Origin of the sequence: Polaromonas sp. JS666 (genome assembly GCF_000013865.1) — a bacterium.
Classification (GTDB): domain Bacteria; phylum Pseudomonadota; class Gammaproteobacteria; order Burkholderiales; family Burkholderiaceae_C; genus Polaromonas.
Map to the genome: position 1 here is coordinate 908,492 of NC_007948.1, position 23,068 is coordinate 931,559.

General features: G+C 63.7%; 27 protein-coding genes. 15 read left to right on the plus strand and 12 right to left on the minus strand.

Features of this window, described 5'->3' with window-relative positions; all coding sequences use genetic code 11:
- Positions 1 to 101: 101 nt before the first annotated feature.
- From BPRO_RS04370 to BPRO_RS04385, 4 genes are all read left to right on the plus strand, one after another.
- Positions 102 to 512, plus strand: a complete 411-nt coding sequence (locus BPRO_RS04370) for a rhodanese-like domain-containing protein (RefSeq protein ID WP_011481845.1) — start codon at positions 102 to 104, stop codon at positions 510 to 512.
- A gap of 122 nt (positions 513 to 634) precedes the next feature.
- Positions 635 to 895, plus strand: a complete 261-nt coding sequence (gene grxC, locus BPRO_RS04375) for a glutaredoxin 3 (protein WP_011481846.1) — start codon at positions 635 to 637, stop codon at positions 893 to 895.
- A gap of 134 nt (positions 896 to 1,029) precedes the next feature.
- Positions 1,030 to 1,482 carry a protein-export chaperone SecB gene (secB, locus tag BPRO_RS04380; protein ID WP_011481847.1) on the plus strand — a complete coding sequence of 151 codons (453 nt, stop codon included), beginning with the start codon at positions 1,030 to 1,032 and terminating at the stop codon, positions 1,480 to 1,482.
- 50 nt (positions 1,483 to 1,532) lie between these two features.
- Positions 1,533 to 2,594, plus strand: a complete 1,062-nt coding sequence (locus BPRO_RS04385) for an NAD(P)H-dependent glycerol-3-phosphate dehydrogenase (protein ID WP_011481848.1) — start codon at positions 1,533 to 1,535, stop codon at positions 2,592 to 2,594.
- A 76-nt stretch (positions 2,595 to 2,670) separates the two neighbouring features.
- On the opposite strand, the gene BPRO_RS04390 is transcribed toward BPRO_RS04385, so the two are convergent.
- Positions 2,671 to 3,000 (minus strand): cupin domain-containing protein, encoded by a 330-nt coding sequence (locus BPRO_RS04390; protein WP_011481849.1) that lies wholly within the window; start codon positions 2,998 to 3,000, stop codon positions 2,671 to 2,673.
- 363 nt (positions 3,001 to 3,363) lie between these two features.
- Between BPRO_RS04390 and BPRO_RS04395 the strand changes: the two genes are divergently transcribed.
- The 3 genes from BPRO_RS04395 to BPRO_RS04405 are packed head-to-tail and all read left to right on the plus strand — an operon-like array spanning position 3,364 to position 4,581.
- A complete protein-coding gene (locus BPRO_RS04395; RefSeq protein WP_041389224.1) occupies positions 3,364 to 3,666 on the plus strand; it encodes a DUF883 family protein in 303 nt (100 codons plus the stop codon).
- A gap of 56 nt (positions 3,667 to 3,722) precedes the next feature.
- Positions 3,723 to 4,175 (plus strand): phage holin family protein, encoded by a 453-nt coding sequence (locus tag BPRO_RS04400; RefSeq protein WP_198140982.1) that lies wholly within the window; start codon positions 3,723 to 3,725, stop codon positions 4,173 to 4,175.
- 10 nt (positions 4,176 to 4,185) lie between these two features.
- Positions 4,186 to 4,581, plus strand: coding sequence for a hypothetical protein (locus BPRO_RS04405; RefSeq protein WP_011481852.1), 396 nt, complete (start codon positions 4,186 to 4,188; stop codon positions 4,579 to 4,581).
- 40 nt (positions 4,582 to 4,621) lie between these two features.
- Here BPRO_RS04405 and panC read toward each other — a convergent pair whose 3' ends face one another.
- The 7 genes from panC to panD all read right to left on the minus strand — a co-directional run bounded on the left by panC (position 4,622) and on the right by panD (position 11,357).
- A complete protein-coding gene (gene panC / locus BPRO_RS04410) occupies positions 4,622 to 5,470 on the minus strand; it encodes a pantoate--beta-alanine ligase (protein WP_011481853.1) in 849 nt (282 codons plus the stop codon).
- A 39-nt stretch (positions 5,471 to 5,509) separates the two neighbouring features.
- A complete protein-coding gene (gene panB / locus BPRO_RS04415; protein ID WP_011481854.1) occupies positions 5,510 to 6,412 on the minus strand; it encodes a 3-methyl-2-oxobutanoate hydroxymethyltransferase in 903 nt (300 codons plus the stop codon).
- Between the two features lie 81 nt (positions 6,413 to 6,493).
- Positions 6,494 to 7,507 carry a biotin synthase BioB gene (gene bioB, locus BPRO_RS04420; RefSeq protein WP_011481855.1) on the minus strand — a complete coding sequence of 338 codons (1,014 nt, stop codon included), beginning with the start codon at positions 7,505 to 7,507 and terminating at the stop codon, positions 6,494 to 6,496.
- 164 nt (positions 7,508 to 7,671) lie between these two features.
- Positions 7,672 to 8,889: an 8-amino-7-oxononanoate synthase gene (gene bioF, locus BPRO_RS04425; protein ID WP_011481856.1), complete on the minus strand. Its 1,218-nt coding sequence runs from the start codon at positions 8,887 to 8,889 to the stop codon at positions 7,672 to 7,674.
- The gene (gene bioD, locus BPRO_RS04430; RefSeq protein WP_011481857.1) at positions 8,868 to 9,566 is read right to left on the minus strand and encodes a dethiobiotin synthase; all 699 of its coding nucleotides are present in this window, start codon (positions 9,564 to 9,566) and stop codon (positions 8,868 to 8,870) included. The genes bioF and bioD overlap by 22 nt, the downstream gene beginning before the upstream one ends.
- Positions 9,559 to 10,887 carry an adenosylmethionine--8-amino-7-oxononanoate transaminase gene (locus BPRO_RS04435; protein WP_011481858.1) on the minus strand — a complete coding sequence of 443 codons (1,329 nt, stop codon included), beginning with the start codon at positions 10,885 to 10,887 and terminating at the stop codon, positions 9,559 to 9,561. The genes bioD and BPRO_RS04435 overlap by 8 nt, the downstream gene beginning before the upstream one ends.
- Positions 10,888 to 10,976: 89 nt before the next feature.
- Positions 10,977 to 11,357 (minus strand): aspartate 1-decarboxylase, encoded by a 381-nt coding sequence (gene panD / locus BPRO_RS04440; RefSeq protein ID WP_011481859.1) that lies wholly within the window; start codon positions 11,355 to 11,357, stop codon positions 10,977 to 10,979.
- 196 nt (positions 11,358 to 11,553) lie between these two features.
- On the opposite strand from panD, the gene nadC reads away from it, so the two are divergent.
- Genes nadC through pabB form a run of 3 tightly spaced genes read left to right on the plus strand, consistent with a single transcriptional unit; the run spans position 11,554 to position 15,344 of the window.
- Positions 11,554 to 12,417 carry a carboxylating nicotinate-nucleotide diphosphorylase gene (gene nadC / locus BPRO_RS04445; protein ID WP_011481860.1) on the plus strand — a complete coding sequence of 288 codons (864 nt, stop codon included), beginning with the start codon at positions 11,554 to 11,556 and terminating at the stop codon, positions 12,415 to 12,417.
- A gap of 9 nt (positions 12,418 to 12,426) precedes the next feature.
- The gene (gene nadA, locus BPRO_RS04450; protein ID WP_011481861.1) at positions 12,427 to 13,560 is read left to right on the plus strand and encodes a quinolinate synthase NadA; all 1,134 of its coding nucleotides are present in this window, start codon (positions 12,427 to 12,429) and stop codon (positions 13,558 to 13,560) included.
- Positions 13,560 to 15,344, plus strand: coding sequence for an aminodeoxychorismate synthase component I (gene pabB / locus BPRO_RS04455; RefSeq protein ID WP_011481862.1), 1,785 nt, complete (start codon positions 13,560 to 13,562; stop codon positions 15,342 to 15,344). Before nadA ends, pabB begins: the two co-directional genes overlap by 1 nt.
- Positions 15,345 to 15,357: 13 nt before the next feature.
- On the opposite strand, the gene nadB is transcribed toward pabB, so the two are convergent.
- The 3 genes from nadB to BPRO_RS04470 all read right to left on the minus strand — a co-directional run bounded on the left by nadB (position 15,358) and on the right by BPRO_RS04470 (position 18,207).
- A complete protein-coding gene (gene nadB, locus BPRO_RS04460) occupies positions 15,358 to 16,983 on the minus strand; it encodes an L-aspartate oxidase (protein WP_011481863.1) in 1,626 nt (541 codons plus the stop codon).
- A 12-nt stretch (positions 16,984 to 16,995) separates the two neighbouring features.
- A complete protein-coding gene (locus BPRO_RS04465; protein WP_011481864.1) occupies positions 16,996 to 17,877 on the minus strand; it encodes a segregation and condensation protein A in 882 nt (293 codons plus the stop codon).
- Between the two features lie 111 nt (positions 17,878 to 17,988).
- Entirely contained in the window at positions 17,989 to 18,207 is a 219-nt protein-coding gene (locus BPRO_RS04470; protein ID WP_011481865.1) for a DUF3460 family protein, read from the minus strand.
- 166 nt (positions 18,208 to 18,373) lie between these two features.
- Here BPRO_RS04470 and BPRO_RS04475 point away from each other — a divergent pair, with 166 nt between their 5' ends.
- Entirely contained in the window at positions 18,374 to 18,895 is a 522-nt protein-coding gene (locus BPRO_RS04475; protein WP_011481866.1) for a hypothetical protein, read from the plus strand.
- Positions 18,896 to 19,064: 169 nt separating this feature from the next.
- Here BPRO_RS04475 and BPRO_RS04480 read toward each other — a convergent pair whose 3' ends face one another.
- The gene (locus BPRO_RS04480) at positions 19,065 to 19,262 is read right to left on the minus strand and encodes a hypothetical protein (protein WP_041389229.1); all 198 of its coding nucleotides are present in this window, start codon (positions 19,260 to 19,262) and stop codon (positions 19,065 to 19,067) included.
- Between the two features lie 151 nt (positions 19,263 to 19,413).
- On the opposite strand from BPRO_RS04480, the gene BPRO_RS04485 reads away from it, so the two are divergent.
- The 4 genes from BPRO_RS04485 to BPRO_RS04500 all read left to right on the plus strand — a co-directional run bounded on the left by BPRO_RS04485 (position 19,414) and on the right by BPRO_RS04500 (position 22,863).
- On the plus strand, positions 19,414 to 20,184 hold the full coding sequence (locus tag BPRO_RS04485; protein WP_041389230.1) for a YoaK family protein: 771 nt from the start codon (positions 19,414 to 19,416) through the stop codon (positions 20,182 to 20,184).
- A gap of 56 nt (positions 20,185 to 20,240) precedes the next feature.
- A complete protein-coding gene (locus BPRO_RS04490) occupies positions 20,241 to 21,032 on the plus strand; it encodes a hypothetical protein (protein WP_157045721.1) in 792 nt (263 codons plus the stop codon).
- 281 nt (positions 21,033 to 21,313) lie between these two features.
- Positions 21,314 to 22,093, plus strand: a complete 780-nt coding sequence (locus BPRO_RS04495; RefSeq protein WP_011481870.1) for a fused MFS/spermidine synthase — start codon at positions 21,314 to 21,316, stop codon at positions 22,091 to 22,093.
- Positions 22,094 to 22,101: 8 nt separating this feature from the next.
- Positions 22,102 to 22,863 carry a spermidine synthase-like protein gene (locus BPRO_RS04500; RefSeq protein ID WP_011481871.1) on the plus strand — a complete coding sequence of 254 codons (762 nt, stop codon included), beginning with the start codon at positions 22,102 to 22,104 and terminating at the stop codon, positions 22,861 to 22,863.
- Positions 22,864 to 23,068: the final 205 nt, after the last annotated feature.

A 23,068-nucleotide genomic window follows, 5' to 3' on the forward strand; every position in this document is an offset into this window, starting at 1 on the left:
AAAGGGTGCAGCAGGCAGGGGTAAAAGAGGCAGCCGGTAGGCAATTTCCGGCCTCCATTCTAAAATCACTGGTTTGGTGAAAAACACACAAAGGGTAGCAAGTGAAATTTCTGATCGATAACTGGATGCTGATTTCGGTAGCGCTCGCCTCGGGCGGCATGCTGATCTGGCCCATGATTTCCGGTGTCATGAACGCCGGCGCGCTAAGCGCCAGCGGCGCCGTACAGCTGATCAACCGCGAAAAAGCCGTGGTCGTAGACGTGAGCGAGGCGGACGAGTTTGCGGCCGGCCATGTCGGTGGCGCCAAGAACGTGCCTTTCGGCGAACTGGAAAGCAAGCTGCCTGGCGTTGTGAAAAACAAGGCCTTGCCGCTGATCCTGGTGTGTTCCAGCGGTGCGCGCGCCGGCCGCGCCGTGGCCGTGGCCAAAAAGCTCGGTTACGAGCATGCCCAATCGCTGGGCGGCGGGCTGAAAGCCTGGAAAGAAGCTAACCTTCCGCTTGAAAAGGCGTGAGAGGGCGGGGGGCCGCTCATTGCCTTGCCGCCGGGACGCGGCCCTGGACGGGCTGTTTCCGGCTTCCACCCATTTCCCTGCAGCGGCGCCTTGAAGGCGCTGGCTGCGTGACCGGAGAATCCATGCAACCCGTCAAGATCTACACCACTGCCACCTGTCCTTATTGCATTCACGCCAAACAACTGCTCAAGCAACGCGGTGTGGCCGAACTGGATGAAATCCGTGTGGACATGCTGCCCGGTGAGCGTCAGAAAATGATGGACATCACCGGCCGGCGTACGGTGCCGCAAATCTTCATTGGCGGCACCCATGTCGGCGGCTGTGACGACCTGGTGGCCCTGGACGGGCGGGGTGGCCTGATGTCCCTGCTCAATGGCGGCTGAGCCGGCGCACGAGCCTTGCGCCCGGCCCCGGAGTTCAGCCCGGGTCCGCAGGTTCTACTGAGATAATGCCCTGTTGCCTGCCCTTGGGGGCAGGCTCCTACCTTCCAATTTATTCAAGCACCCGAAAGAGCACCATGGCTGAAGCCAATCTTGATCCCGTATTCCAGATCCAGCGCGTTTACCTCAAGGACGTGTCGCTGGAGCAGCCCAATTCGCCCGAAATCCTGCTGAACCAGGAGCAGCCAGGTGTCGACATCCAGCTGGGCGTCGATGCCAAGCCGGTGGCTGACGGCATGTTTGAAGTCACCGTGACCGCCACCGTGCATACCAAAATTGCCGACAAGACAGTCTTTCTGGTCGAAGCCAAGCAGGCGGGCATTTTTGAAATCCGCAACATGCAGACTGACCAGCTCGGTGCGATCCTGGGTATTGCCTGCCCGCAGATTGTTTACCCTTACCTGCGCAGCAACGTGGCCGACGTGATCCAGCGCGGCGGTTTTCCGCCCGTGCACATGGCTGAAATCAATTTCCAGGCCATGTACGAGCAGCAGCAGGCCGAGGCCGCCACGCCCCAAATCATCGTTTAAGGGGCGGCTGAACCGCTGCCCGCCTTTTTCGCTCATCCGCTCATCTGGACATGAAAATAGTCGTCATTGGTGCCGGCGCATGGGGTACGGCACTGGCCGTCAATACGGCAGGTGCTGTGGAGGCGGCGGGCTCCGACGCGCCCCGGCATCAGGTCACGCTGTGGGCGCGCGACGCGGCGCTGGTCAAGGCCATGCAGGCCGAGCGCGCCAACACCCGCTACCTGCCCGGCGTGGCCTTGCCCGGCAACCTGCTGCTGCAAGGCGGCGGGGAGACCTCGTTGGCCGAGGCCGTCAGCGGACAGGACCTGATCATCCTGGCCACGCCGGTTTCCGCCGCGCGCGGCTTGTTGCAAAGCCTGCAGCAGGCCAGCGTTCCGGTCGTCTGGCTGAGCAAGGGTTTTGAAGCGCCGGTTGCCGCGGTACCCCACTCAGCCCCCTCTTTAGCGTCATTTGGCCTGATGGTCCATGAAATACGGGCGCAGGTTGCTACTGATTTGAGAGCGGGCATACTCAGCGGACCGAGTTTCGCGCTCGAAGTGGCACGCGGCCAGCCGACCGCCCTGGTCGCCGCCAGCGAGCATGCCGAGGTGCGCGATGCACTGGTTGCGGCATTCCACGGCACCTCACTGCGCATTTACGCCAGCGACGATATCGTGGGTGTTGAGGTCGGCGGCGCTGTCAAGAATGTGCTGGCCATCGCTACGGGCCTGTGCGACGGCCTGCAATTGGGGCTGAACGCCCGCGCCGCCCTGATCACGCGCGGGCTCGCCGAAATGACGCGGCTGGGCGTGACCCTGGGCGCCCGTGCCGAAACCTTTACCGGCCTGTCGGGACTGGGCGACCTGGTGCTGACGGCCACCGGTGATCTCAGCCGCAACCGCAAGGTGGGGCTGCAACTGGCGCAGGGCAAAACCCTGGCCGAAGCGGTCAAGTCACTGGGGCATGTGGCCGAGGGCGTTTATTGCGCCCGCACGGTGGTGCAGCGTGCCGCCGGCCTGGGGGTCGACATGCCGATTGCGCAAAGCGTGGTGGCACTGCTGGATGGCAAGCTCCGGCCGGCTGAAGCCGTCGCTGCCCTGATGGGGCGTGGGCCGACGACTGAACTGGCCTGAGTATGGCTGCTTGTTTTGCTATTGAATAAATAGCGTAAAACGACCGATCTGATGGGATTCAAGCCTTCAGGCTGGTTTACTTGCGCAACACCAGGGTCACCAGCAGCGACGCATCCCGCACGGCCGTCAAGCCGTGTTCAACACCGCCGGCCAGCCAGAGCAGCTGGCCCGCCCGCATTGTCTGGGTTTTTCCGCCGGCCGTGAATTTCACCTCGCCTTCCAGGCACTGCAAGGTGATTTCACCCTGGACATGGTGGGAGGGAACGGTCTTGCCGGTGGGCACGACCAGCCACATGACCTCAAGTCCATCACTTTTGAACAGTGCGATGGTTTGCGCTTCCGGGAGACTTTCGGCGAGGGGACGAACGTCAATGAGCTGCCCCGACTGGGCGTGCGGAATGGCCATGATGGAACTCCTGAAAAGTGCTGCTGATACCGGGAATACTTATACCTGAACGGTGCAGGCAGCCGATGGCCACCTGAGCGGCTTGCTCGGGTTTGGCGCGCTTTTTTAAAGAAAAACAGGTTCCCAGCCAAATCAGCATGGGCCTAAGATGCTATCAAAAATAGAGCGGATGTTGCCTCGCGCCGGGCGCTCAGGTGTTTTGCGTGGCGCGCTTTTTTTTTGACCTCGCAAGCAATTCTGGTTAACCTGCTTCACTACGGCAGGCAGGCTCCGAACCTCTTCATGGGCTGCATCCTCTGGAACTGAACTGAAAACGGGTTCATGCCGCGCCTGACTTTCACCAACAACACTTGGGAGGATTCCATGGAAAACACCAGCAAAGACAGGTTGATCAGCGACATGAAAGTGGTACTCGCTGACGTGGAGGACCTGCTGAAGTCGGCAGCTGCGGCCACCGGCGAAACCGCCGTGGCCCTGCGTGAAAAAGCGGCCGGCAAGCTCAAGCTGGCCACCGAAAAGCTGACCGGGCTGCAGGAAGCGGCGCTGCTCAAGGGCAAAGAGGCTGCCAAGCTCACCGACGACTATGTCCATGCCAATCCCTGGAAGGCCGTTGGTATTGCCGCTGCCGCCGGGTTTCTGATTGGCTTGCTGGTTAACCGCAAGTAACTGCGGGGACCGCAAGACGGGCCGGCCCGCTGCGCCGCCCGATGACGGCACTCACCATGAATACACCCCGGCCAAAATCCCCAAGCGCAGAGTCCCCGCATGCGGAGCCGCCGCCGCGCCTGTTCGCGTCGCTGCGCCAGCTGGCCATCACGCTGCTGGGCATGGCGCACACGCGCATGGCGCTGGCGGGCGTGGAGCTGGAAGAGGAGCTGCAGCGGCTGATCGGCCTGTTGTTGAGCATGCTGGGCCTGCTGGTTTTTGGCCTCGTGGGCGTGCTGATGTTCACGCTGATGGTGGTGCTGGCCGTTGACGCGGCGCAGCGTGTGGCGGTGCTGGCGTTCTTTGCGGCGAGCTACCTCGGCTTCGGCGGCTGGTTCTGGTGGCGCATCCAGCGTGCGCTGGCAACGCGCCCGCCTTTGTTGCAGGCAACACTGGCAGAAATGGCGCAAGACCGCGAGGCCCTGCAAGCCGCCATGGCACCCGGTGCGCAACGCGAAGCTGCACCATGAAGGTCCGGCCATGAACGACGCAGACGCCAACGCCAACGCCCAGCGGGCGCTGAGAAAACAGCTGTTGCTGATGCGCGCCGCGACGGAGCGAGCCGAGATGGTGGGCGCTATTGACGCGACACGGCAGAAGGTGACTTTTTTCAATAGCGGCGTTCCGGGCCTGGCCTTGACCAAAGGCCTGCCGCTCGCCTTGGGGCTGATCAAGCGCGCTCCCCTGGTCAGCTCGCTGCTGACGCTGGCCTTGTCAGGCGCGCGCCGGCCCTTGCTGCGCTACGGTCTGCTGGGTGGAGGCGCGGCCCTGCTGGCGTGGAAGGGCTACCAATGGCTCGCTGGCCGGCCTGGACAGCCTGCAGAGTCGTCCCCGGAGCAGCCTGCAGACGCTGACACCGCTGACACGCAACAGTAGAGCGAATCGGGGTGCCGCTCCGCTCCCCGCCTCGGCCCGCTCAAATTTCCAGGTTGTCAATCAGACGGGTGTTGCCCAGTTTGGCCGCACCCAGCACCACCAGCGGCTCTGAAGCCAGCGGCCCCTGCGGTGGCTGCAGGTCAGCGCGGCGGCGCACGGTCAGGTAGTCGGGCTTCCAGCCGCGGCGTGCCAGCGCCTGCATGGCCTGGGCTTCCAGCGCCAGCAGGTCGGGCGTTGGCGTGGCCCGGGCGGCATCGCCAAGCGCCTTCAGGGCTTTGGACAGTTGCGCCGCTTCAATGCGCTCGTTGGGGCTCAGGTAGCTGTTGCGTGATGACAGCGCCAGCCCGTCCGCCGCACGCTGGGTCTCACCGGCCAGGATTTCGATTGGCAGGGCAAACTGCTGCACCATGCGGCGCACCACCAGCACCTGCTGGTAGTCCTTTTTGCCGAAAGCGGCCACGCCCGACGGCTTGCCGGCATAGACGCATGAAAAAAGCTTGAGCACCACCGTGCTGACGCCGATGAAAAAGCCGGGGCGAAAGTGTCCCTCGAGGATGTCGCCCAGGTCGGTGGCGGGGTGTATCTTGTAGGTCTGCGGCTCGGGGTACAGCTCTTTCTCGCGCGGCGCAAACAGCACATTGCAGCCTGCGGCTTCCAGGCGCTGGGCATCGGCGTCCAGCGTGCGCGGGTAGCTGTCGAAATCCTCATGCGGCGCAAACTGCAGGCGATTCACAAAAATGCTGGACACCGTCACGTCGCCCAGCGGCTTGGCCTGCTTGACCAGCGCGATGTGGCCGTCATGCAGGTTGCCCATGGTGGGCACAAAGGCCGGGCGCTGGAAGGGTGCCAGTTTTTCGCGCAGTTCGGCGATGCTGTGAACGATGTGCATGAGGTCTCCTCGGCTGCTTTTTTTTTGACTGGGTCCGGATTACCACGCGTGGGTGGCATTGACCGGGAAGCTGCCGTCTTTGACGGCGCGGACATAAGCCTCCATGGCGCCACGCACACTGGGCGCTCCGTCCATGAAGTTTCGTACAAATTTGGGCATCTTGCCCAGGTTCATGCCCAGCATGTCATGCAGCACCAGCACCTGGCCGGCCGTGCCATTGCCCGCACCAATCCCGATGGTGGGGCAGTGCGTCAGTGCCTGGGTGAGCGCGGCCGACAAGGCCGCAGGCACCATTTCCAGCACCAGCATGGCCGCACCGGCGTCCTGCAGTTCATGGGCCTCGCGTTTGAGCGTGGCGGCGGCTTCCTCGGTTTTGCCCTGCACGCGGTAACCGCCCAGGGCATGCACGGTTTGCGGCGTCAGGCCCAGGTGGGCGCAGACGGGAATGCCGCGCTCGACCAGAAAGCGCACGGTATCGGCCGTCCAGCCGCCGCCTTCGAGCTTCACCATGTGCGCGCCGGCCTGCATCAGCGCCACGGCGTTGCGCAGGGCCTGTTCTTTCGACTCGTGGTAGGTGCCAAAGGGCAGGTCACCGATCAGCCAGGCCGTGGCGTGCGAGCGGCGCAGGCCGTTGGCCACGCACTCAGTGTGGTGGCGCATGGTTTCCAGCGTCACGCCCACGGTGCTCGTCAGGCCCTGGCAGACCATGCCGAGCGAGTCGCCGACCAGGATGCATTCCACGCCGGCCGCGTCGGCTACGGCCGCGAAGGTTGCGTCGTAGGCGGTCAGCATGGTGATTTTTTCACCCTGCGCATGCATCTCGCGCAGGCGCGGCAGGCTCAGCGGCTTGCGCGCCGACGGTGTGGCGGCGGGCGGCAGCGTGCCATAAGGGGTGGCCGATGGCGTTGCCGGGGACGGGGCAGGAGCGTTCGCTGGAGTCATGGTTCAGTCCAAAGTTAGCGAGAGTCTAACCAGCTTGCCCGGCCTTTTCGCCACCGTTTTAGAGGGAGGTGTCAAGCCTGCTCAGCGAACGTCCGGCGCCGAGCGGCTCATGCCCAGGCGCTGCAGCAGGGTCACGTCGGCCTCGGTGTCGGGGTTGCCGGTGGTCAGCAGCTTGTCGCCATAAAAAATCGAGTTGGCCCCCGCGAGGAAACACAGCGCCTGCACGCCGTCGCCCATTTGCTGCCGGCCGGCCGACAGGCGCACGCGCGCCGTGGGCATGGTGATGCGGGCCACCGCAATGGTGCGCACAAATTCAAACGGATCGAGGTCCGCCTGATTCGCCAGCGGCGTGCCTTCAACCTTCACCAGGTTGTTGATGGGGACCGATTCGGGGTAGGGCGTGAGGTTGGCCAGTTCGGCCACCAGGCCCGCGCGCTGGCGGCGGGTTTCACCCATGCCCACAATGCCGCCGCAGCAGACTTTCACGCCGGCGCTGCGCACGCGTGCCAGCGTGTCCAGCCGGTCCTGGTAGTCGCGCGTGGTGATGATGTCGCCGTAAAAATCAGGGGCGCTGTCGAGGTTGTGGTTGTAGTAGTCGAGGCCCGCGCTTTGCAGTGTCTGCGCGTGGCCGTCTTCCAGCATGCCCAGCGTGGCGCAGGTCTCCAGGCCCAGGGCCTTGACGGTGCGCACCAGCTCGGCGACTTTTTCAATGTCTCGGTCCTTGGGTGAACGCCAGGCTGCGCCCATGCAGAAACGCGTGGCGCCGGCGGCCTGTGCACGCTGGGCGGCAGCCAGCACTTCGGCGGGCTCCATCAGCTTGCTGGCTTCCACGCCGGTGTCGTAGCGGGCGGCCTGCGGGCAGTAGCCGCAGTCTTCGGCGCAGCCTCCGGTTTTCACCGACAGCAGCGTGGCGAATTCAACCCGCGTGGGGTCGAAGTTCTCGCGGTGCACCGTTTGCGCCCGGTGCATCAGCTCCGGAAACGGCAGGTTGAACAGCGCTTCAATCTCGTCAACGCTCCAGCGGCCGTGTTCCCGTGGCTGGACGGCGGGGCGGGGCGGGTGGAAGGCGAGGGGTTGGGTCAAGACAGAGGACATGAACGTGGGGCTCCTAAAGTATTGAAAGTATTCACAGATGCACTGTTATCAGTACCACACAGCTTGTCAGTCTGTTCGATGCGCTTGCTCGCACGGCTTGTGCATGACGATTCGGGGCCATCGTCTTCGGCCGCCAATTTTACCCAGCACTGACGAGGCCGGGTTCAGAGACTGCCGGGCTTTGCCAGCTCGGTCAGGGCCTGCACCAGCCGGTCAATATCTGCCTCGGTGTGCGCGGCCGACAGGGCAATGCGCAAACGGGCCGTGCCCTCAGCCACGGTGGGCGGGCGAATGGCGGGGACCCACAGTCCGCGTGTGCGCAGGCCTTCCATCACGGCCAGCGCCGCGTCGTTGGGGCCAATCACCACGGGCTGAATGGCGGTGGGTGACTCGCCGAGCCGCCATGAGCTGCCTTGCAGGCCTTGAGCCAGGCCGCTCCTCAAGCGGGCAATGAGGCGCTGCAGGTGCTCGCGCCGCCACTCGTCCTGCTCAATCAGTTGCAGGCTGGTTTGCAAGGCGGTGGCCAGCAAGGCAGGGGCGGCGGTGGCAAAAATGTAACTGCGGGTTTTTTGCAGCAGCCATTCAACCAGTGCCTCGCTGCCCGCCACAAACGCCCCGGCCACGCCCGCGGCCTTGCCCAGCGTGGCCATGTAGAGCACGCGCGGTGAAGCATTTTCACCGGACAGGCCAAAGTGGGCCAGGCAACCCCGCCCCTGCGGGCCCAGCACGCCAAAACCGTGTGCGTCGTCGAGCAGCAGCAGGGCGTCATGGCGCTCGCACAATGCCAGCAGCGCAGGCACATCGGCCACATCGCCGTCCATGCTGAACACGGCGTCACTGATGATGAGCTTGCGCCGCGCCGGGCTGCTGATGAGCTCCTGCTCCAGTGCGGCCAGGTCGGCATGCGGGTAGCGGTGAATCTGTGCGCTTGACAGCCTTGCGCCGTCAATCAGGCAGGCGTGGTTCAGCGCGTCTGAAAAAATCGCATCGCCTTTGCCCACCAGCGCGGGCACGATGCCGATGTTGGTGGCATAACCGGCGTAAAAGTACAGGGCGCGCGGCTGGCCGACAAAGCGGGCCAGGGCGGCTTCCAGCGCCTCGTTGGCGGCGCTGTGGCCGCTCACCAGTGGCGAGGCCGCCGCACCCACGCCGAAAGCCCGGGCACCGTCGCAGGCGGCTTGCACCAGCGCGGGGTGGCCGGCCAGGCCCAGGTAGTCGTTGCTGCAAAACGCCAGCATGCGCTGCCCGTCAACCTGCAGGTGGGCGCCATCTTCAGGCACGACGACGCGACGCCGGCGGCGCAAATGCGCGCGGTCCAGCTCGGCAATGCGCGCCGGAAATTCATCGAGCCAGGAATTTGTCAGTGGGGTGTTGATTGCCATGCCAGGGGGAGTTCCAGGTTCAGGGTTTTGGGGTCGGGCTGCGACTGGTGCGCAATGCTGGCCAGCAGCGGTGCGGCCAGCTGGTGCTGCAAAAAGGCGATGTTGTCGCCTTGCGCGAGCATGCTGGGGTCTATATGGTTGGCCACCCAGCCCGCCAGCGTGAGGCCGCGCGCGCGAATGGCGGCGGCCGTCAGCAGCGCGTGGTTGAGGCAGCCCAGGCGCAGGCCCACCACCAGTACCACGGGCAAGCCCAGGGCCTGCGCCAGATCCGCGCCGGTTTCCGTATCCGACAGCGGCACCATGAAGCCGCCTGCGCCTTCCACCACCACGGCGTCAGCCAGCTGCAGTAATTGGCGGTGGCAGGCCACGATATGGGCGATGGCTATGCGAACGCCAGCGCGCGTGGCGGCAATGTGCGGCGACACCGCGTCGGGCAGCAAAACGGGATTGTCCAGTTCGGGGGGTACGCGGCAGCTGGATGCAGCGCGCAGGGCCAGCACGTCGTCGTTGGCTTGCAAGCCGTCCATCAAGGTGGTGCCTGCTGCCACCGGCTTCATGCCGACCACGCGCGGGTAGTGCGGGGCCAGCGCATGCAGCAGCGCCGCACTGACCAGGGTCTTGCCCACGCCGGTATCGGTGCCGGTCACGAAAAAGGAAATTTTCGGATGCTCAGCCATGCGCAGCTTCTTCGGCCAGCGTGGCCTGCAGGGCCGCCAGCGCGCCGCGTGCCAGAAAACCGGAGCTTTCCTCGTCCATCACATACGGCGGCATGGCGTAAATCGTGTTGCCAATCGGCCGCAGCAGCACACCCTGCGCCAGCGCGTGCTGGTAGTAGCGGCGCGAAAAACCGGGCAGCGCATCAGCTACATCCCAGGCCCAGATCATGCCAAGCTGCCTGGCGTTCCGGACACGCGGATGGGCGGTCAATGGCGCGAAGGCTGCGGTCAGGCTGCGCGCCACCGCGACATTGCCGGCCAGCACATCGTTTTGTTCGAACAGTTCCAGCGTGGCCAGGGCGGCGCGGCAGGCCAGCGGGTTGCCGGTATAGGAGTGCGAGTGCAGAAAACCGCGCGCCACGTCGTCGTCGTAAAAGGCCTGGTAGACCGTGTCGGTGGTCAGCACGGCCGACAGCGGCAGGGTGCCGCCGGTCAGGCCTTTTGAGAGGCAGATGAAGTCGGGCCGGATGCCAGCCTGCTGGTGGGCAAACATCGTGCCGGTGCGGCCAAAGCCGGTGGCTATTTCGTCCACCACCAGATGCACCTCGTAGCGGTCACACAGGGCGCGCACCCCGCGCAGGTAGCTGGCGTCGTGCATGGCCATGCCGGCGGCGCACTGCACCAGCGGCTCCACGATGAGGGCCGCGGTTTCTGCGTGGTGCTGCTCGAGCCAGGCCTGCAGCGCGCCGGCAGCGCGACCTGCCACGTCCACAGCGCTTTCGCCCGGCCGGGCGCAACGGGCATCGGGGCTGGGCACGGTAGCTGCCAGTCGCACCAGCGGCGCGTAGGCCTCGCGGAAAATGGCGATGTCGGTCACGGCCAGCGCGCCCACGGTTTCGCCGTGGTAGCCGCCGGCCAGTCCCACAAAACGGCATTTGCCGGGGCGCCCGGTGTTGCGCCAGTAGTGCGCACTCATCTTCAGCGCGATCTCGGTGGCCGAGGCGCCGTCGCTGCCGTAAAAGGCATGACCCAGGCCGGTCAGCTGCGCCAGCTTTTCAGACAGCTCTACCACCGACTGGTGCGTGAAACCGGCCAGCATCACGTGATCGAGCCGGCCGAGCTGGTCAATCAGCGCCGCCCGGATGTGGGGGTGGTTGTGGCCAAACAGGTTGACCCACCAGGAGCTGATGCCGTCGAGGTAGCGGTGGCCTTCAAAGTCGTGGAGCCACACCCCGTCGGCCCTGGACACCGGAATCAGCGGTTGCGATTCGTGCAGCTTCATCTGCGTGCAGGGGTGCCACACATGCCGCAGGCTGCGCTGGACCATCGAGGTGTTGTCCATGGATGCTCCGGTTTAAAAGACGGTGGAGGCCAGCGCTTGTGCAGGCGGGCAGGGCGGCACGCGGGATGCGTGACGGGCGATGCGTGGATTCAGGGCATCTGAACCGGAATGGTCGAGCGCTCTTCCTTGATTCGGTTGTCGGGGTCGACAAACACCAGCTTGGGCCGGAAGCCGGCGACATACTCTTCATGCACCTGCGCAAAGGCGGCAATGATGACGAGATCGCCCACGGCAGCCCGGCGGGCCGCGGAGCCATTGACCGAGATGATGCGGCTGCCGCGCTCGGCCCGGATGGCGTAGGTGATAAAGCGCTCGCCGTTGTTGATGTTCCAGATATGCACCTGCTCGTTCTCGCCCAGGTTGGCAGCGTCCAGCAGGTCTTCGTCAATCGCGCACGAGCCTTCGTAGTTCAGTTCGCAGTGGGTGACGCTGGCGCGGTGAATTTTGGATTTGAGCAGGGTGCGAAACATGATGGGCTGGCAATAAAGAAGTGACGATTAATCTGGGGCAATCGGATAACAGCGTACAAACAGCGAGACAATAAAGCATCTGTTACCGTCATATCAGTAACATTTAGTCTGTTGAACCGTAGTCTAGGGGAGTCTTTATTCCCGTAGTCTAGGGGAGTCTTTATTCCATCTGGGCGAGTCTTTATTCCAACTGGTTATGAAAAAGTCATTTGATTTCTCGGCTGAGGCCATCGTTGAGGTAGCCAAGGCCGACGCAATTCTTGCGCTGGCCGAAGATGTGGGCGCGGGCGATTTGACGGCGGGGCTGATTGATCCGGCCCGCAGCGCCCGGGCGCAGGTGCTGGCACGCGAAAGCGCCGTGATTTGCGGCAGCGCCTGGGTGGAAGCCACGATTTTGCAGCTCGACCCCCAGGCCCGCCTGACCTGGCATGTGCGGGACGGCGAGCGCTGCGCCGCCAACCAGGTGGTGCTGGAGATACAGGGTCGGGCGCAGGCCCTGCTGACGGCCGAGCGCACGGCGCTCAATTTTCTGCAGCTGCTGAGCGCGGTGGCCAGCAAAACGGCTGGCTATGTCGCTGCGGTGCAAGGCACGCGGGCGCAGATTGTGGACACCCGCAAAACATTGCCCGGCCTGCGCCTGGCGCAGAAATACGCGGTGCGTACCGGCGGCGGCACCAACCACCGGATTGGCCTCTACGACGCGGTGCTGATCAAGGAAAACCATATTGCCGCTGCCGGCGGCATTGCGCAGGTGCTGGCGCGTGCGGCCGCGGTGGCGGCCCAGGCAGATTTTGTGCAAATCGAGGTTGAAGACCTGGCCGAGTTGCAGCAGGCCCTGAATGCCGGCGCCCGCATGGTGCTGCTCGACAACATGACGCTGGACCAGTTGCGCGAGGCGGTGCGCATCAACGAGGGGCGCGCCAGCCTGGAGATCTCCGGTGGCGTGACGCAGGAAAGCCTGCGCAGCCTGGCCGAAACTGGCGTGGACCGGATTTCCATTGGCGGCCTGACCAAGGACGTCAAGGCCATCGATTTCTCGATGCGTTTTCACGAGCTGTAAGGAACTGCGATGGGCGCCGTGACTGACGTGATTGATGTTGAATACGACTCGCCGCACCCGGCGGCGGTTCCGGGCGCCTCGGCGTGCGACACCAGGCACGCCTGGGCGCGTGTACCGGTCGAGCCCGGCCCCAAGCAGCGTGCCGCGCTCAAGGACAAGATCCGCCGGCTGCTGAAGGAGCGCAACGCGGTGATGGTGTCGCACTACTACGTGCACCCCGACCTGCAGGACCTGGCCGAGGAAACCGGCGGTATCGTCAGCGACTCGCTGGAGATGGCGCGCTTTGGCCAGAACCATGCGGCGCAGACGCTGGTGGTCTCGGGCGTGCGCTTCATGGGCGAGACGGCCAAGATTGTTTCGCCCGAAAAGCGCGTGCTGATGCCCGACCTCGACGCGACCTGCTCGCTGGACCTGGGGTGTCCGGTCGATGAGTTCAGCGCTTTTTGCGACGCGCACCCGGACCGCACCGTGGTAGTCTATGCCAACACCAGCGCGGCCGTGAAGGCGCGCGCCGACTGGGTGGTCACATCCAGCTGCGCGCTCGACATTGTGCAGGCACTGAAAGACAAGGGGCACAAGATCTTGTGGGCGCCCGACAAGCATCTGGGCGGCTACATCCAGCGCCAGACTGGCGCCGATATGGTGTTCTGGAACGGCACCTGCATCGTGCACGACGAGTTCAAGGCCTTCGAGCTCGAAGCGCTCAAGAAGGAGCACCCGAAAGCCAGGGTGCTGGTGCATCCCGAGTCACCGGCCGATGTGGTGGCGCTGGCCGACGCGGTGGGTTCCACCTCGGCCATCCTGAAAGCCGCGCGCGAACTGGACGCCCCGGAGTTCATTGTCGCCACCGACAGCGGCATGATGCACAAGCTGCGCACACTCAACCCCGGCAAGATCTTCATCGAGGCGCCGACGGCTGGCAACAGCGCGACCTGCAAGAGCTGCGCGCACTGCCCCTGGATGGCCATGAACAGCCTGGCGGGCCTGGCCCATGTGCTGGAGACCGGCCGCAATGAAATTCACGTTGATCCGGCGCTGGGCCTGCGTGCCCGCCTGCCGATTGACCGCATGCTGGCGTTCACCGCTGCGCTGAAGGCCGGCCAGCCGGCGGGCGCGCTGGTGCCGAACATCGGCGCGGCCTGATGGGAGCCTTGTCGGCACTCATCGACTTCTCCAACCCGGACCATCCCGACGGGCCACGTTTGCGCCAGGCCTTTGGCGTGGCGCGCCAGGTGCTGGTGGCGCGCGAGCCGCAGCAGGTGCGCGCGGTGCTGGACGCAGTGCAGCAGGCTGCGCAGCAGGGCGCCTGGTGCGTGGGTTACCTGCGCTACGAGGCCGCGCCCGCCTTCGATGCCGCGCTGGCCGTGCATCCGGCGGACGGGCCCCTGGCATGGTTTGCGGTGTACGACGAGGCTTTGCCATGGCCGGGGGACGCGGCGGATGCGGCGGATGCAGCCGTCCAGGTGCAGTGGCAGGAGACCTGTCCGCGCCCCGTTTTTGACGCGGCGCTGACAAGCATCCAGCACGCCATTGCCCAGGGTGAGCTGTACCAGGTCAACATCACCGCACCGCTGCTGGGCACGTTGCGCGGCGAACCGGGGGGTGATGCGGCTCGCGCCCTGTTTTCCGCCCTGCAGCGGGCCCAGCCCGGCGGCTATGCGGCCTTTCTGGACACCGGCGATGCGCAGGTGCTGTCGGTATCCCCCGAGCTGTTTTTCGACTGGCATGCGGGCCGTATCCTGACGCGGCCCATGAAGGGCACGGCACGGCGCGGCGCCTCGCCGCACGACGATGCAGCGCAGGCCGAGGCGCTGCGCACATCGGCCAAGGAGCGCGCCGAGAATGTGATGATCGTGGACTTGCTGCGCAATGACCTGTCGCGCATCGCCCGGCCGTTCAGCGTGCGGGTGCCGCGCCTGTTCCACACCGAGGCGCTGCCCACGCTGTGGCAGATGACCTCGGACGTCGAGGCGCGCACGCGCGAAGGCTGTTCGCTGGCGGATGTCTTTGCCGCGCTGTTCCCCTGCGGTTCGGTAACCGGCGCGCCCAAGGTGCGCGCGATGCAGATGATCCATGCGCTGGAACCGCAGGCGCGGGGTGTGTACTGCGGCGCCGTTGGCGTGGTGCAGCCGGGCGAACACGGCGGCATCAGGGCCACGTTCAATGTACCCATCCGCACCGTGACCCTGGGCGGGATGGCGCTGCGCTGCGGCATTGGCAGCGGTATCACCGCGGACGCCAGCGCCGACGGCGAGTGGCAGGAGTGGCGCCACAAGCAGGCTTTTGTGCAGCGCGCCAGTGCGCCTTTTTCGCTGCTGGAAACGCTGGGACTGAAGGACGGGTGTCTGCGTGATGCCGATGCGCATCTGGCCCGCATGGCGCTGGCGGCCCGGCATTTTGGCTACCCGTGGGATGTGCTTCAGGTTGAGCGATCGCTGCAGGCGCTGGTGCAGGCCCATGCCCAGGGTGCGTGGCGGGTGCGCCTGCTGCTTGATGCGCAGGGGCGAGCGCAGGCCGAGGCCCATGCGCTGGAAGCCGGGCCGGCGCGCGTGCGCCTGTGTCTGGCCGAACGTGCCATCGCCGATGCGCACGATGAGTTCGTGCGTTTCAAGACCACCCGGCGGGCCCACTACGACGCATTCACCCCTGCCCAGCCGGGCGTGTTCGACACCCTGCTGTGGAATACCGACGGCGAGATCACCGAATGCACGCGCGGCAACGTGGCGCTGCTGCTGGACGGCCACTGGGTCACGCCGCCGCTGCGGTGCGGATTGCTGGGGGGCGTAGCGCGCGCCAATGCCTTGCGCGAAGGCCGCGTGGCTGAAGCCGTGGTCCGCGTGGCGGATCTGCCGCGGGTGCAGGCGCTGGCTTTTGTGAACAGCCTGCGCGGCTGGATCCCGGCGGAGCTGGAGCCCCGCACCGCCTGATGCCCGCGTCGGTTCAGGCCGCTGGCGGCACGAGGATGGTCGGGGTCGCCGTGGCCGCCATGGCCGGGTAATCGCGGCTGAAATGCAGGCCGCGGCTTTCATGCCGGGCCTGGGCCGAACGAACAATCAGTTCGGCCGCCTGCACCAGGTTGCGAAGTTCCAGCAAATCGCGCGTGACATGGAAATGCGCGTAGTACTCCTGGATTTCGCCCTGCAGCAGCGTGATGCGGTGGGCGGCGCGCTCCAGGCGCTTGTTGGTCCGCACGATGCCCACGTAGTCCCACATGAAGCGGCGCAGTTCATCCCAGTTGTGCGAAATCACCACGGCCTCGTCGGCGTCGGTGACGCGGCTGTCGTCCCATTCGGGAAGTACTGGCGCCCGGGGGCGCGGCGTTCGAACGATGTCCTGTGCCGCAGCGCGCGCAAACACCATGCATTCCACCAGCGAATTGCTGGCCAGCCGGTTGGCGCCGTGCAGGCCGGTGCAGGCCGTCTCGCCAATCGCATACAGGCCGGGCAGGTCGGTGCGGCCGTCCAGGTCGGTCAGCACGCCGCCGCAGGTGTAGTGCGCTGCCGGCACCACGGGAATCGGCTGCTTCGAAATGTCGATGCCAAATTCAAGGCAGCGGGCGTAGATATTGGGGAAATGGGCCAGGATAAAAGCCAGCGGCTGGTGTGAAATGTCCAGGTGCACGCAGTCAAGGCCGTGCTTTTTCATCTCGAAGTCGATTGCGCGCGCCACCACATCGCGCGGCGCCAGTTCGGCGCGCTCATCATGCAGGGGCATGAAGCGAGTGCCCCCTGCCGATTCGGGCAGCAGCAGGCGCCCGCCTTCGCCACGCACCGCCTCGCTGATCAAAAACGATTTGGCATGCGGGTGGTACAGGCAGGTGGGGTGGAACTGGATGAATTCCATGTTGGCCGCGCGGCAACCGGCGCGCCAGGCCGCCGCCACGCCGTCACCGGTGGCGGTGTCGGGGTTGGTGGTGTACAGGTAGACCTTGCCCGCGCCCCCAGTGGCCAGGATGGTGTGCGGCGCGCTGAAGGTGAGTACCTTGTCGGTGGCTTCGTCCAGCGCATACAGGCCGAGGCAGCGATCGGGTTCAGCCGCCGAGGTGTGGCCCAGCTTGCGGGCGGTGATCAGGTCGACCAGCGTGTGGTTCTCGAACAGCGTGATGTTGGGCGTGCGGCGTACCTGCCCGATCAGCGTGCGCTGCACGGCGGCGCCGGTGGCGTCCGTCACATGCACGATGCGTCGGGCGCTGTGGCCGCCCTCGCGCGTCAGGTGCAAGCGACCGTTCTGGCCGTCTTCCTGCGAGAACGGCACGCCCATCTCCTGCAGCCAGGCAATGGTTTTCGGCGCGTTTTCCACCACAAAGCGGGTGGCGGCCGGATCCGACAGGCCTGCGCCCGCCACCAGGGTGTCGTCCACGTGCGAGTCAAAGCTGTCGTCTTCGGCCATCACGGCGGCAATGCCGCCCTGGGCCCAGCCGCTGGAGCCGTCGTTCATGGCGCGCTTGGTCAGCACGGCCACGCGGTGGGTGGGGGCCAGCTGCAGCGCCGCCGTCAGGCCGGCCAGGCCGCTGCCGACCACCAGCACATCAAACACATGTTGCACGGGGGCAGTTGAATCAGTCATGAAGGATGAATATCAGGCGGGAGTGTAGGCCAGGCGCACGTAAACCGGGGCAAAAGCTTCGGCCTGCGTGACTTCCAGCAGGCCTTCCTTGGACAATTCGAGCAGCGCGATGAAGGTCACCACCAGCACCGGCATGCCGCGTGTGGCGTCAAACAGGTCTTCAAATTCGAGGAACTTGCGGCCCTGTAGCTTGCGCAGCACGATGCTCATGTGCTCGCGCACCGAGAGCTCTTCGCGGGAGATCACGTGGTGCTGCACCAGGCGGGCGCGCTTGACGATGTCGCGCCAGGCCTCCTGCAGGTCGACCACATTGACGTCGGGAAAGCGCGGCTGCAGCGACTGCTCCACATAGACCTGGGCACGCAGGAAGTCGCGGCCAAATTGCGGCACATCGTTGAGCTTGTGGGCGGCCAGCTTGATCTGCTCGTACTCGAGCAGGCGGCGTACCAGCTCGGCGCGCGGGTCTTCGGCTTCCTGGCCCTCGGCCACTTTCTTCGGCGGCAGCAGCATGCGCGACTTGATCTCGATCAGCATTGCGGCCATCAGCAGGTATTCGGCCGCCAGCTCCAGGTTGGTGGCGCGGATCTCGTCGACATAGGTGAGGTACTGGCGCGTGACCGCCGCCATCGGGATGTCGAGAATATTGAAGTTCTGCTTGCGGATCAGGTAGAGCAGCAAGTCCAGCGGGCCCTCGAACGCCTCCAGAAACACCTGCAGGGCATCCGGCGGGATGTACAGGTCGTGCGGCATCGCAAACAGCGGCTCGCCATAGAGCCGGGCCAGCGCGACCTGGTCGATCACTTCCGGCATGTCTGGGTCCAGGTTGGCGGGCAGGTCCTGACCGGCTGCGGGCGGCAGATCCTGGGGAGAGGGCAGGGAAGGATTCTGGGACATATTGCGGCAACCGCAGCCGGGGGTGACAAGGCAGGTTTGCTATAAAAAATATAGCTGCTAAAAATAGAGCTGCTTATTCCCGGTTTTCGGGGTCGGAAGCCTGTTTGGCAATTACTTGCCGTTGGGGTGATTGCTCGTGCCGTACACATAGGGCTGCTGCGGTACACGGGCGTCGCTGTAATCGGCCTCGTCCTGCAGGCTCAGCTTTTTGTCCCACAGCAGGGCCCGGCCGGCCCGCTGTTCGGCCTCCAGTGTGGGCTTCTTCGCTTTGAGCTGGTCAATGAACTGGGTGACTTCGGAGGTGTAGTCGGGGCGGCGAAAGAAGGACATGGGTCTAAACTGCCTAAAACATGTAGTTGACTGATTTTACCGGGGGTCTGCCTTGCGCTCATTGTTACCTGTCTCCGCGCCTGTTCCGGTGGCCTTTTCACCGGTCGGCCCGCAGGGGCCCTCGCAGCCGCCAGCCACTAAAACTTCCAGAAGGACGATTGCTTGTATGGGCCTGCTGTCATTTGTTCTCGGGCTGGCCGGCTGCGACCCGCAGCGCATTGCCGAACTGGAGGAAGGTGTGTCCACCGAGGCCGATGTCCGGGCGCGTTTCGGCGAGCCCGAAAAAATCTGGGAGGCCTCCGACATGGCCGACACACCGTTGCCGGGCGCCGCCGCCGAACCTGGCGCGCGGACCCTTGAATACAACCGTCAGCCCGAGGGCCAGGTCAACTACATGATCACCATAGGCGCGGACGGCAAGATGAGCGCACTGCGCCAGGTGCTGACGCCGCAGACCTTTGCGAAGGTGCTTCCCGGCATGCGCATGGAGCAGGTGCGCAGGATGCTGGGCAAGCCGATGAAGGTGACACCCTATCCGCTCAAGCAGGAAACCCATTACGACTGGCGCTACCTGAACCCGCCCGGCACGCCCCGGATTTTCACCGTGGTGATGGACCGGGACCTGAGGGTGCTCGGCACGGGGTCCGTCGATGAAGAGAACGTCCGTCCGGCGGGTGGCAACCGGTAAAGACGCGCTTCCCGGATAAAAACAGGCTCTGGCCCAGGAAGAGCGGGTGCAGTCAGCTACTATTTTTTTTCAGAGCGTTTCTATTGTTCCAGGGAACCCGGCCGCTGCCCGGGGAAAACTGACAGTCTTCGAGGCGAAATTGGGGCGGACCTCTCTTGCTCCCTGATCCTCAAGATGTGTGCCTTCTTCTGGCTGATTTTGAAGTCCCGGACGGCGTGAATTCGACGCCATGCTCGACCAGGTACTCGCGAATGAGCCTGCGTACGACTTGGGAGGGGGTGACGTCCTGTTTTGCACACAAGCCCTCGAACGCCAGTTTCTTTGCCGGATCAATCAGAACCGTCAGTCGTGCCGTCTTTAGCTCCATTGGTGCTCCCATATTCATGTCCCCCTCATGTTCCTGTATTCATTTCATCGCATAATATGATAATGAAATTATAATTGCAATTGAATTGAATGTAACCTATATTCAACCCATGCGCAACGAGGTCGAAGGGCTTGCAAAGCTCGTTTTTTTTATCCCGGCAAACTTCCTTCACGGCCTGACCCATCGAGTGAGAACGCGACGGAGCAATCGCCAATTGGGCGGAGTGCTTGCGTTTATCGCCGGCGCCATCAATGCAGGGGGGTTTCTTGCGGTGCAGCGCTATACCTCTCACATGACCGGAATTCTGTCTGGCATCGCGGACGACCTGATCCTGGGGCACACTGTTTTGGTTCTCGCAGGAGTCGCGTCGCTTGCCTCATTTCTTGGTGGAGCCGCAACAACCGCAGTCCTGATTAATTGGGCGCGGCGGCGGCAAATGCATGGCGAGTTTGCGCTGTCCCTCATGCTCGAAGCGGTCCTGCTTCTGGTCTTCGGCTTGCTGGGGGCGAATCTTCAGCTTTTCAGTGAACTGTTTGTGCCGTCCACCGTGCTGCTGCTGTGTTTCATCATGGGATTGCAGAATGCGATCGTCACCAAAATATCCAAGGCCGAGATCAGAACCACGCACATGACGGGTGTGATCACGGATCTCGGCATTGAGCTGGGACGACTGATCTACTGGAACCGCACGCGGGAAACCAATGTCGAGCACTTCGTGAAGGCCGATCGCGACAAACTGGCTATCCACTCGGTCATTCTCGGCTTGTTTTTTGTTGGGGGCGTGATTGGTGCCGTGGCGTTCAGGGCTTTGGGCTTCGCGGCAACAGTGCCCGTGGCTGCCTTGCTCATGGTATTGGCCGCACCTCCGCTCCTGAGAGATTTCTGGTTACTCGGCAAGAAAATCCAAAGGGAAATGCCATGAGCCGCCGGGCCGCTCCTAAGGCGAATACCGCAGCGCGCAGCGCGGAGGTTGCCCCAATGAACGCCGGGCGATCCAACATGCCGACGGAGCCTGTGAACCGGCACATCAAGCTGCTGCGGTACACGCCTCGATCGGGAGGCCCCAGCCGTGTATTCGGTGCGGTCTGGAAACGCCGCGATGAAGTTCACTGGGCGTCGCCGATTGTGCAAAGAATCGATGACGTGTTTGACCCGCAGCCCTTCGTTGCCCGTTTCCCCGACGCTGCGTATGAGTTTGATCACTTCGTCGCAGCTGTCGCATGGCTGGAGTCGGTCTGCTACGCGGCGCGAGAACCATTTGAAGTTGCTCGTGCCTGCGAGACAGAAGCTGATCTGGGGTTGAGCTGTATTCGGTATCAAGGCCCGGGTCGCGGAGAAGATCTCGCCAGCCTGCTCGGAGGAGAGGGGGGCCGGGCGCAGTTGCTGGACGTCGAGTTGCTCAGGACTGCCGTCAGCCTGACGCTGGAGCACCTCGTCAAAGAGCATGCAGTGCTCAAGGGTCTTCCGCTGGAACTGATATCGCAGGGCACCGATGAATGCGCGCGCCTTCACCTTCCTGGTGATCAAATCGTACGCATCTACTTTGATCGCGACACCCCGCCGGGTGACGTGATGCCGAAATTGCTGGTTGAGAGCGATCGATTGGACCGTGAGGCCCCCGAATCGGAGGTATCGTTTCTGGTCTTTGCCCAACTCAAGACTGCACTGCCCATCACGCCGACCTCCCGAGTGCTCGCGACTGGCATGAGGCTGCCGCACATCGCAAACGGCCTGGTTCGGCTGGTCTGGGCTACACCGCGGTCGCCATGAAACTGCCCGGCAAACCTCGTGGAGAAATGCAGCTGGGTAATCCCGGGTGCACCTCGCCTCAAAACGAAGCCGTGAACTTTTCCTGCAGGAGCCGTGCAGCTCATCGGCTGCGCCGCGCCTGAATGGAGGCGCACGGTCCATTCATATTCCGACTCCGTCCGCCACTGTGTACATGATTTCCAGCACGACCGCCTTGGCCGTCGCCGAAATTCATGGTGACAAGTAGTTCCGTCAACTGTTTTGCGCAACGACGCTGTTCCGCCCATTCATTCGAGGCACCCATGCCAGACCATCCTGAGTACCACCAGCACCTGCGACCATTTGTGGACGAAACGCTGACCTCGAAGACCTTGTACTTCTCGGAGTGCGACATTCAAAGCAGGATGCAGATCGGCCGGCCAGACCTGCTGTCGCTGTCGTACACGCGACTCATGATGGGGTTTTTGCTGCTGGTTCCCCGCCCCCGCAGTATCGCGATGGTGGGTCTTGGCGGTGGCTCACTGGCGAAGTTTTGCTACCGGTACCTGCCCAGATCGCGGATTGAGGTGATTGAAATCAACCCCCATGTCATCGCTCTGCGCGATAAATTTGAGGTGCCCAAAGACGACCACCGCTTCCATGTCCATGAGGCGGATGCGGCCGACTTTGTCCGTACAGCCCAGTGCCGATACGACGTGATCCTGGTCGACGGATTCGACAGTGATGGGCTGCCAGCGTGCCTTGCCTCTCGCACCTTCTACGACAACTGCTTTGACCTGCTTGAACCCCGTGGTGTTCTGGTGGCGAATTTTCATTCTCACCACCAGAATTCCCCAATCTACATGGATCGCATGAAAAGAAGTTTTGAGGGACGTATGCTGACCGCCATCAATGACCACGAGCGCAGCAATACCGTAGCCTTTGCATGCAGGGACAGGCTCGCAGGCACGCCATTGCACGGGCCATTGCATTGCCCACCGCATCTGGCCCCTGACGCTTGGGTCCAACTGGCGCCCAGCATGTCGAGGGTCAAAGAGGCAGCCAGACGGCAACGTCCAGAAACCCCGCTGCACTCGGTTTAACAGAAACGATGTCCAATACCTTCGACTTCGAGGCCCTGCAGCACGCGGAGCCCTTCGTGATAGAGACACCGGGTAGCCGGTCACTGCATTTCACCCGTCTGGAGATGCAAAGCCGGATGTGTCTCGACCAGCCCGACTGGCTGAGCCTGGAATACACGCGCTTGATGATGGGATTCCTGCTGTTCATGAGCCAGCCCGGGCATGTTGCCATCATCGGGTTGGGCGGTGGCTCGCTGGCCAAGTTCTGCTACCGGCACCTGGCGGAATCGCGCATCACCGCGGTTGAGGTTAATCCGCACGTCCTCTCGCTGCGCGACAAGTTCCATGTTCCGCCCGATGACGAGCGATTCTCCGTGATTCTGGGCGACGGAGCGGACTTCGTCAGGGCCGCTGAGGACTCGCTCGACACCTTGCTGGTAGACGGCTTTGTGGCTGAGGGGATTCCTCCCCAGCTGTCATCGCAGAGCTTCTACGATGACTGCTTTGCCGCATTGCGCCGCGGCGGGATGGCGGTTTTTAACCTGGACGGCGATGATGGCGATTCCGAGCAACACATCGAAAGGATTGCCCGAAGCTTTGACGCTCCAATCTTGCGAGTCAGCGCCGCTACCTGTACGAATGTCGTGGTTTTCGTGTGCAAAGGCGATCTGATGCTCAACCATTCCATAGGTACGGAAGCATTGCCGCAAGATATGAAGTTCGACGTGCGCGCGCATCTCCTTCCGGCATTCAATCGCGTCCGTCTGGCGCTGAAAGACCAGCGGTGCTAGTGCCAATACGGTTCAGTCAAGTTATTCACCTTGAATCGGAATGTCGGAATGACCAAAACCTTGACTTGTCATGGCGGGCCTGACCGCAATCCATGGCTCCCGGATCAAGTCCAGGATGACAAACCAGGGGCAAGGGCTTAACTGAACCGTATTGGTTAGCGCGGTGTTGCACGCTATCTGGAACATAAAACCGCGTCTTTTGCGC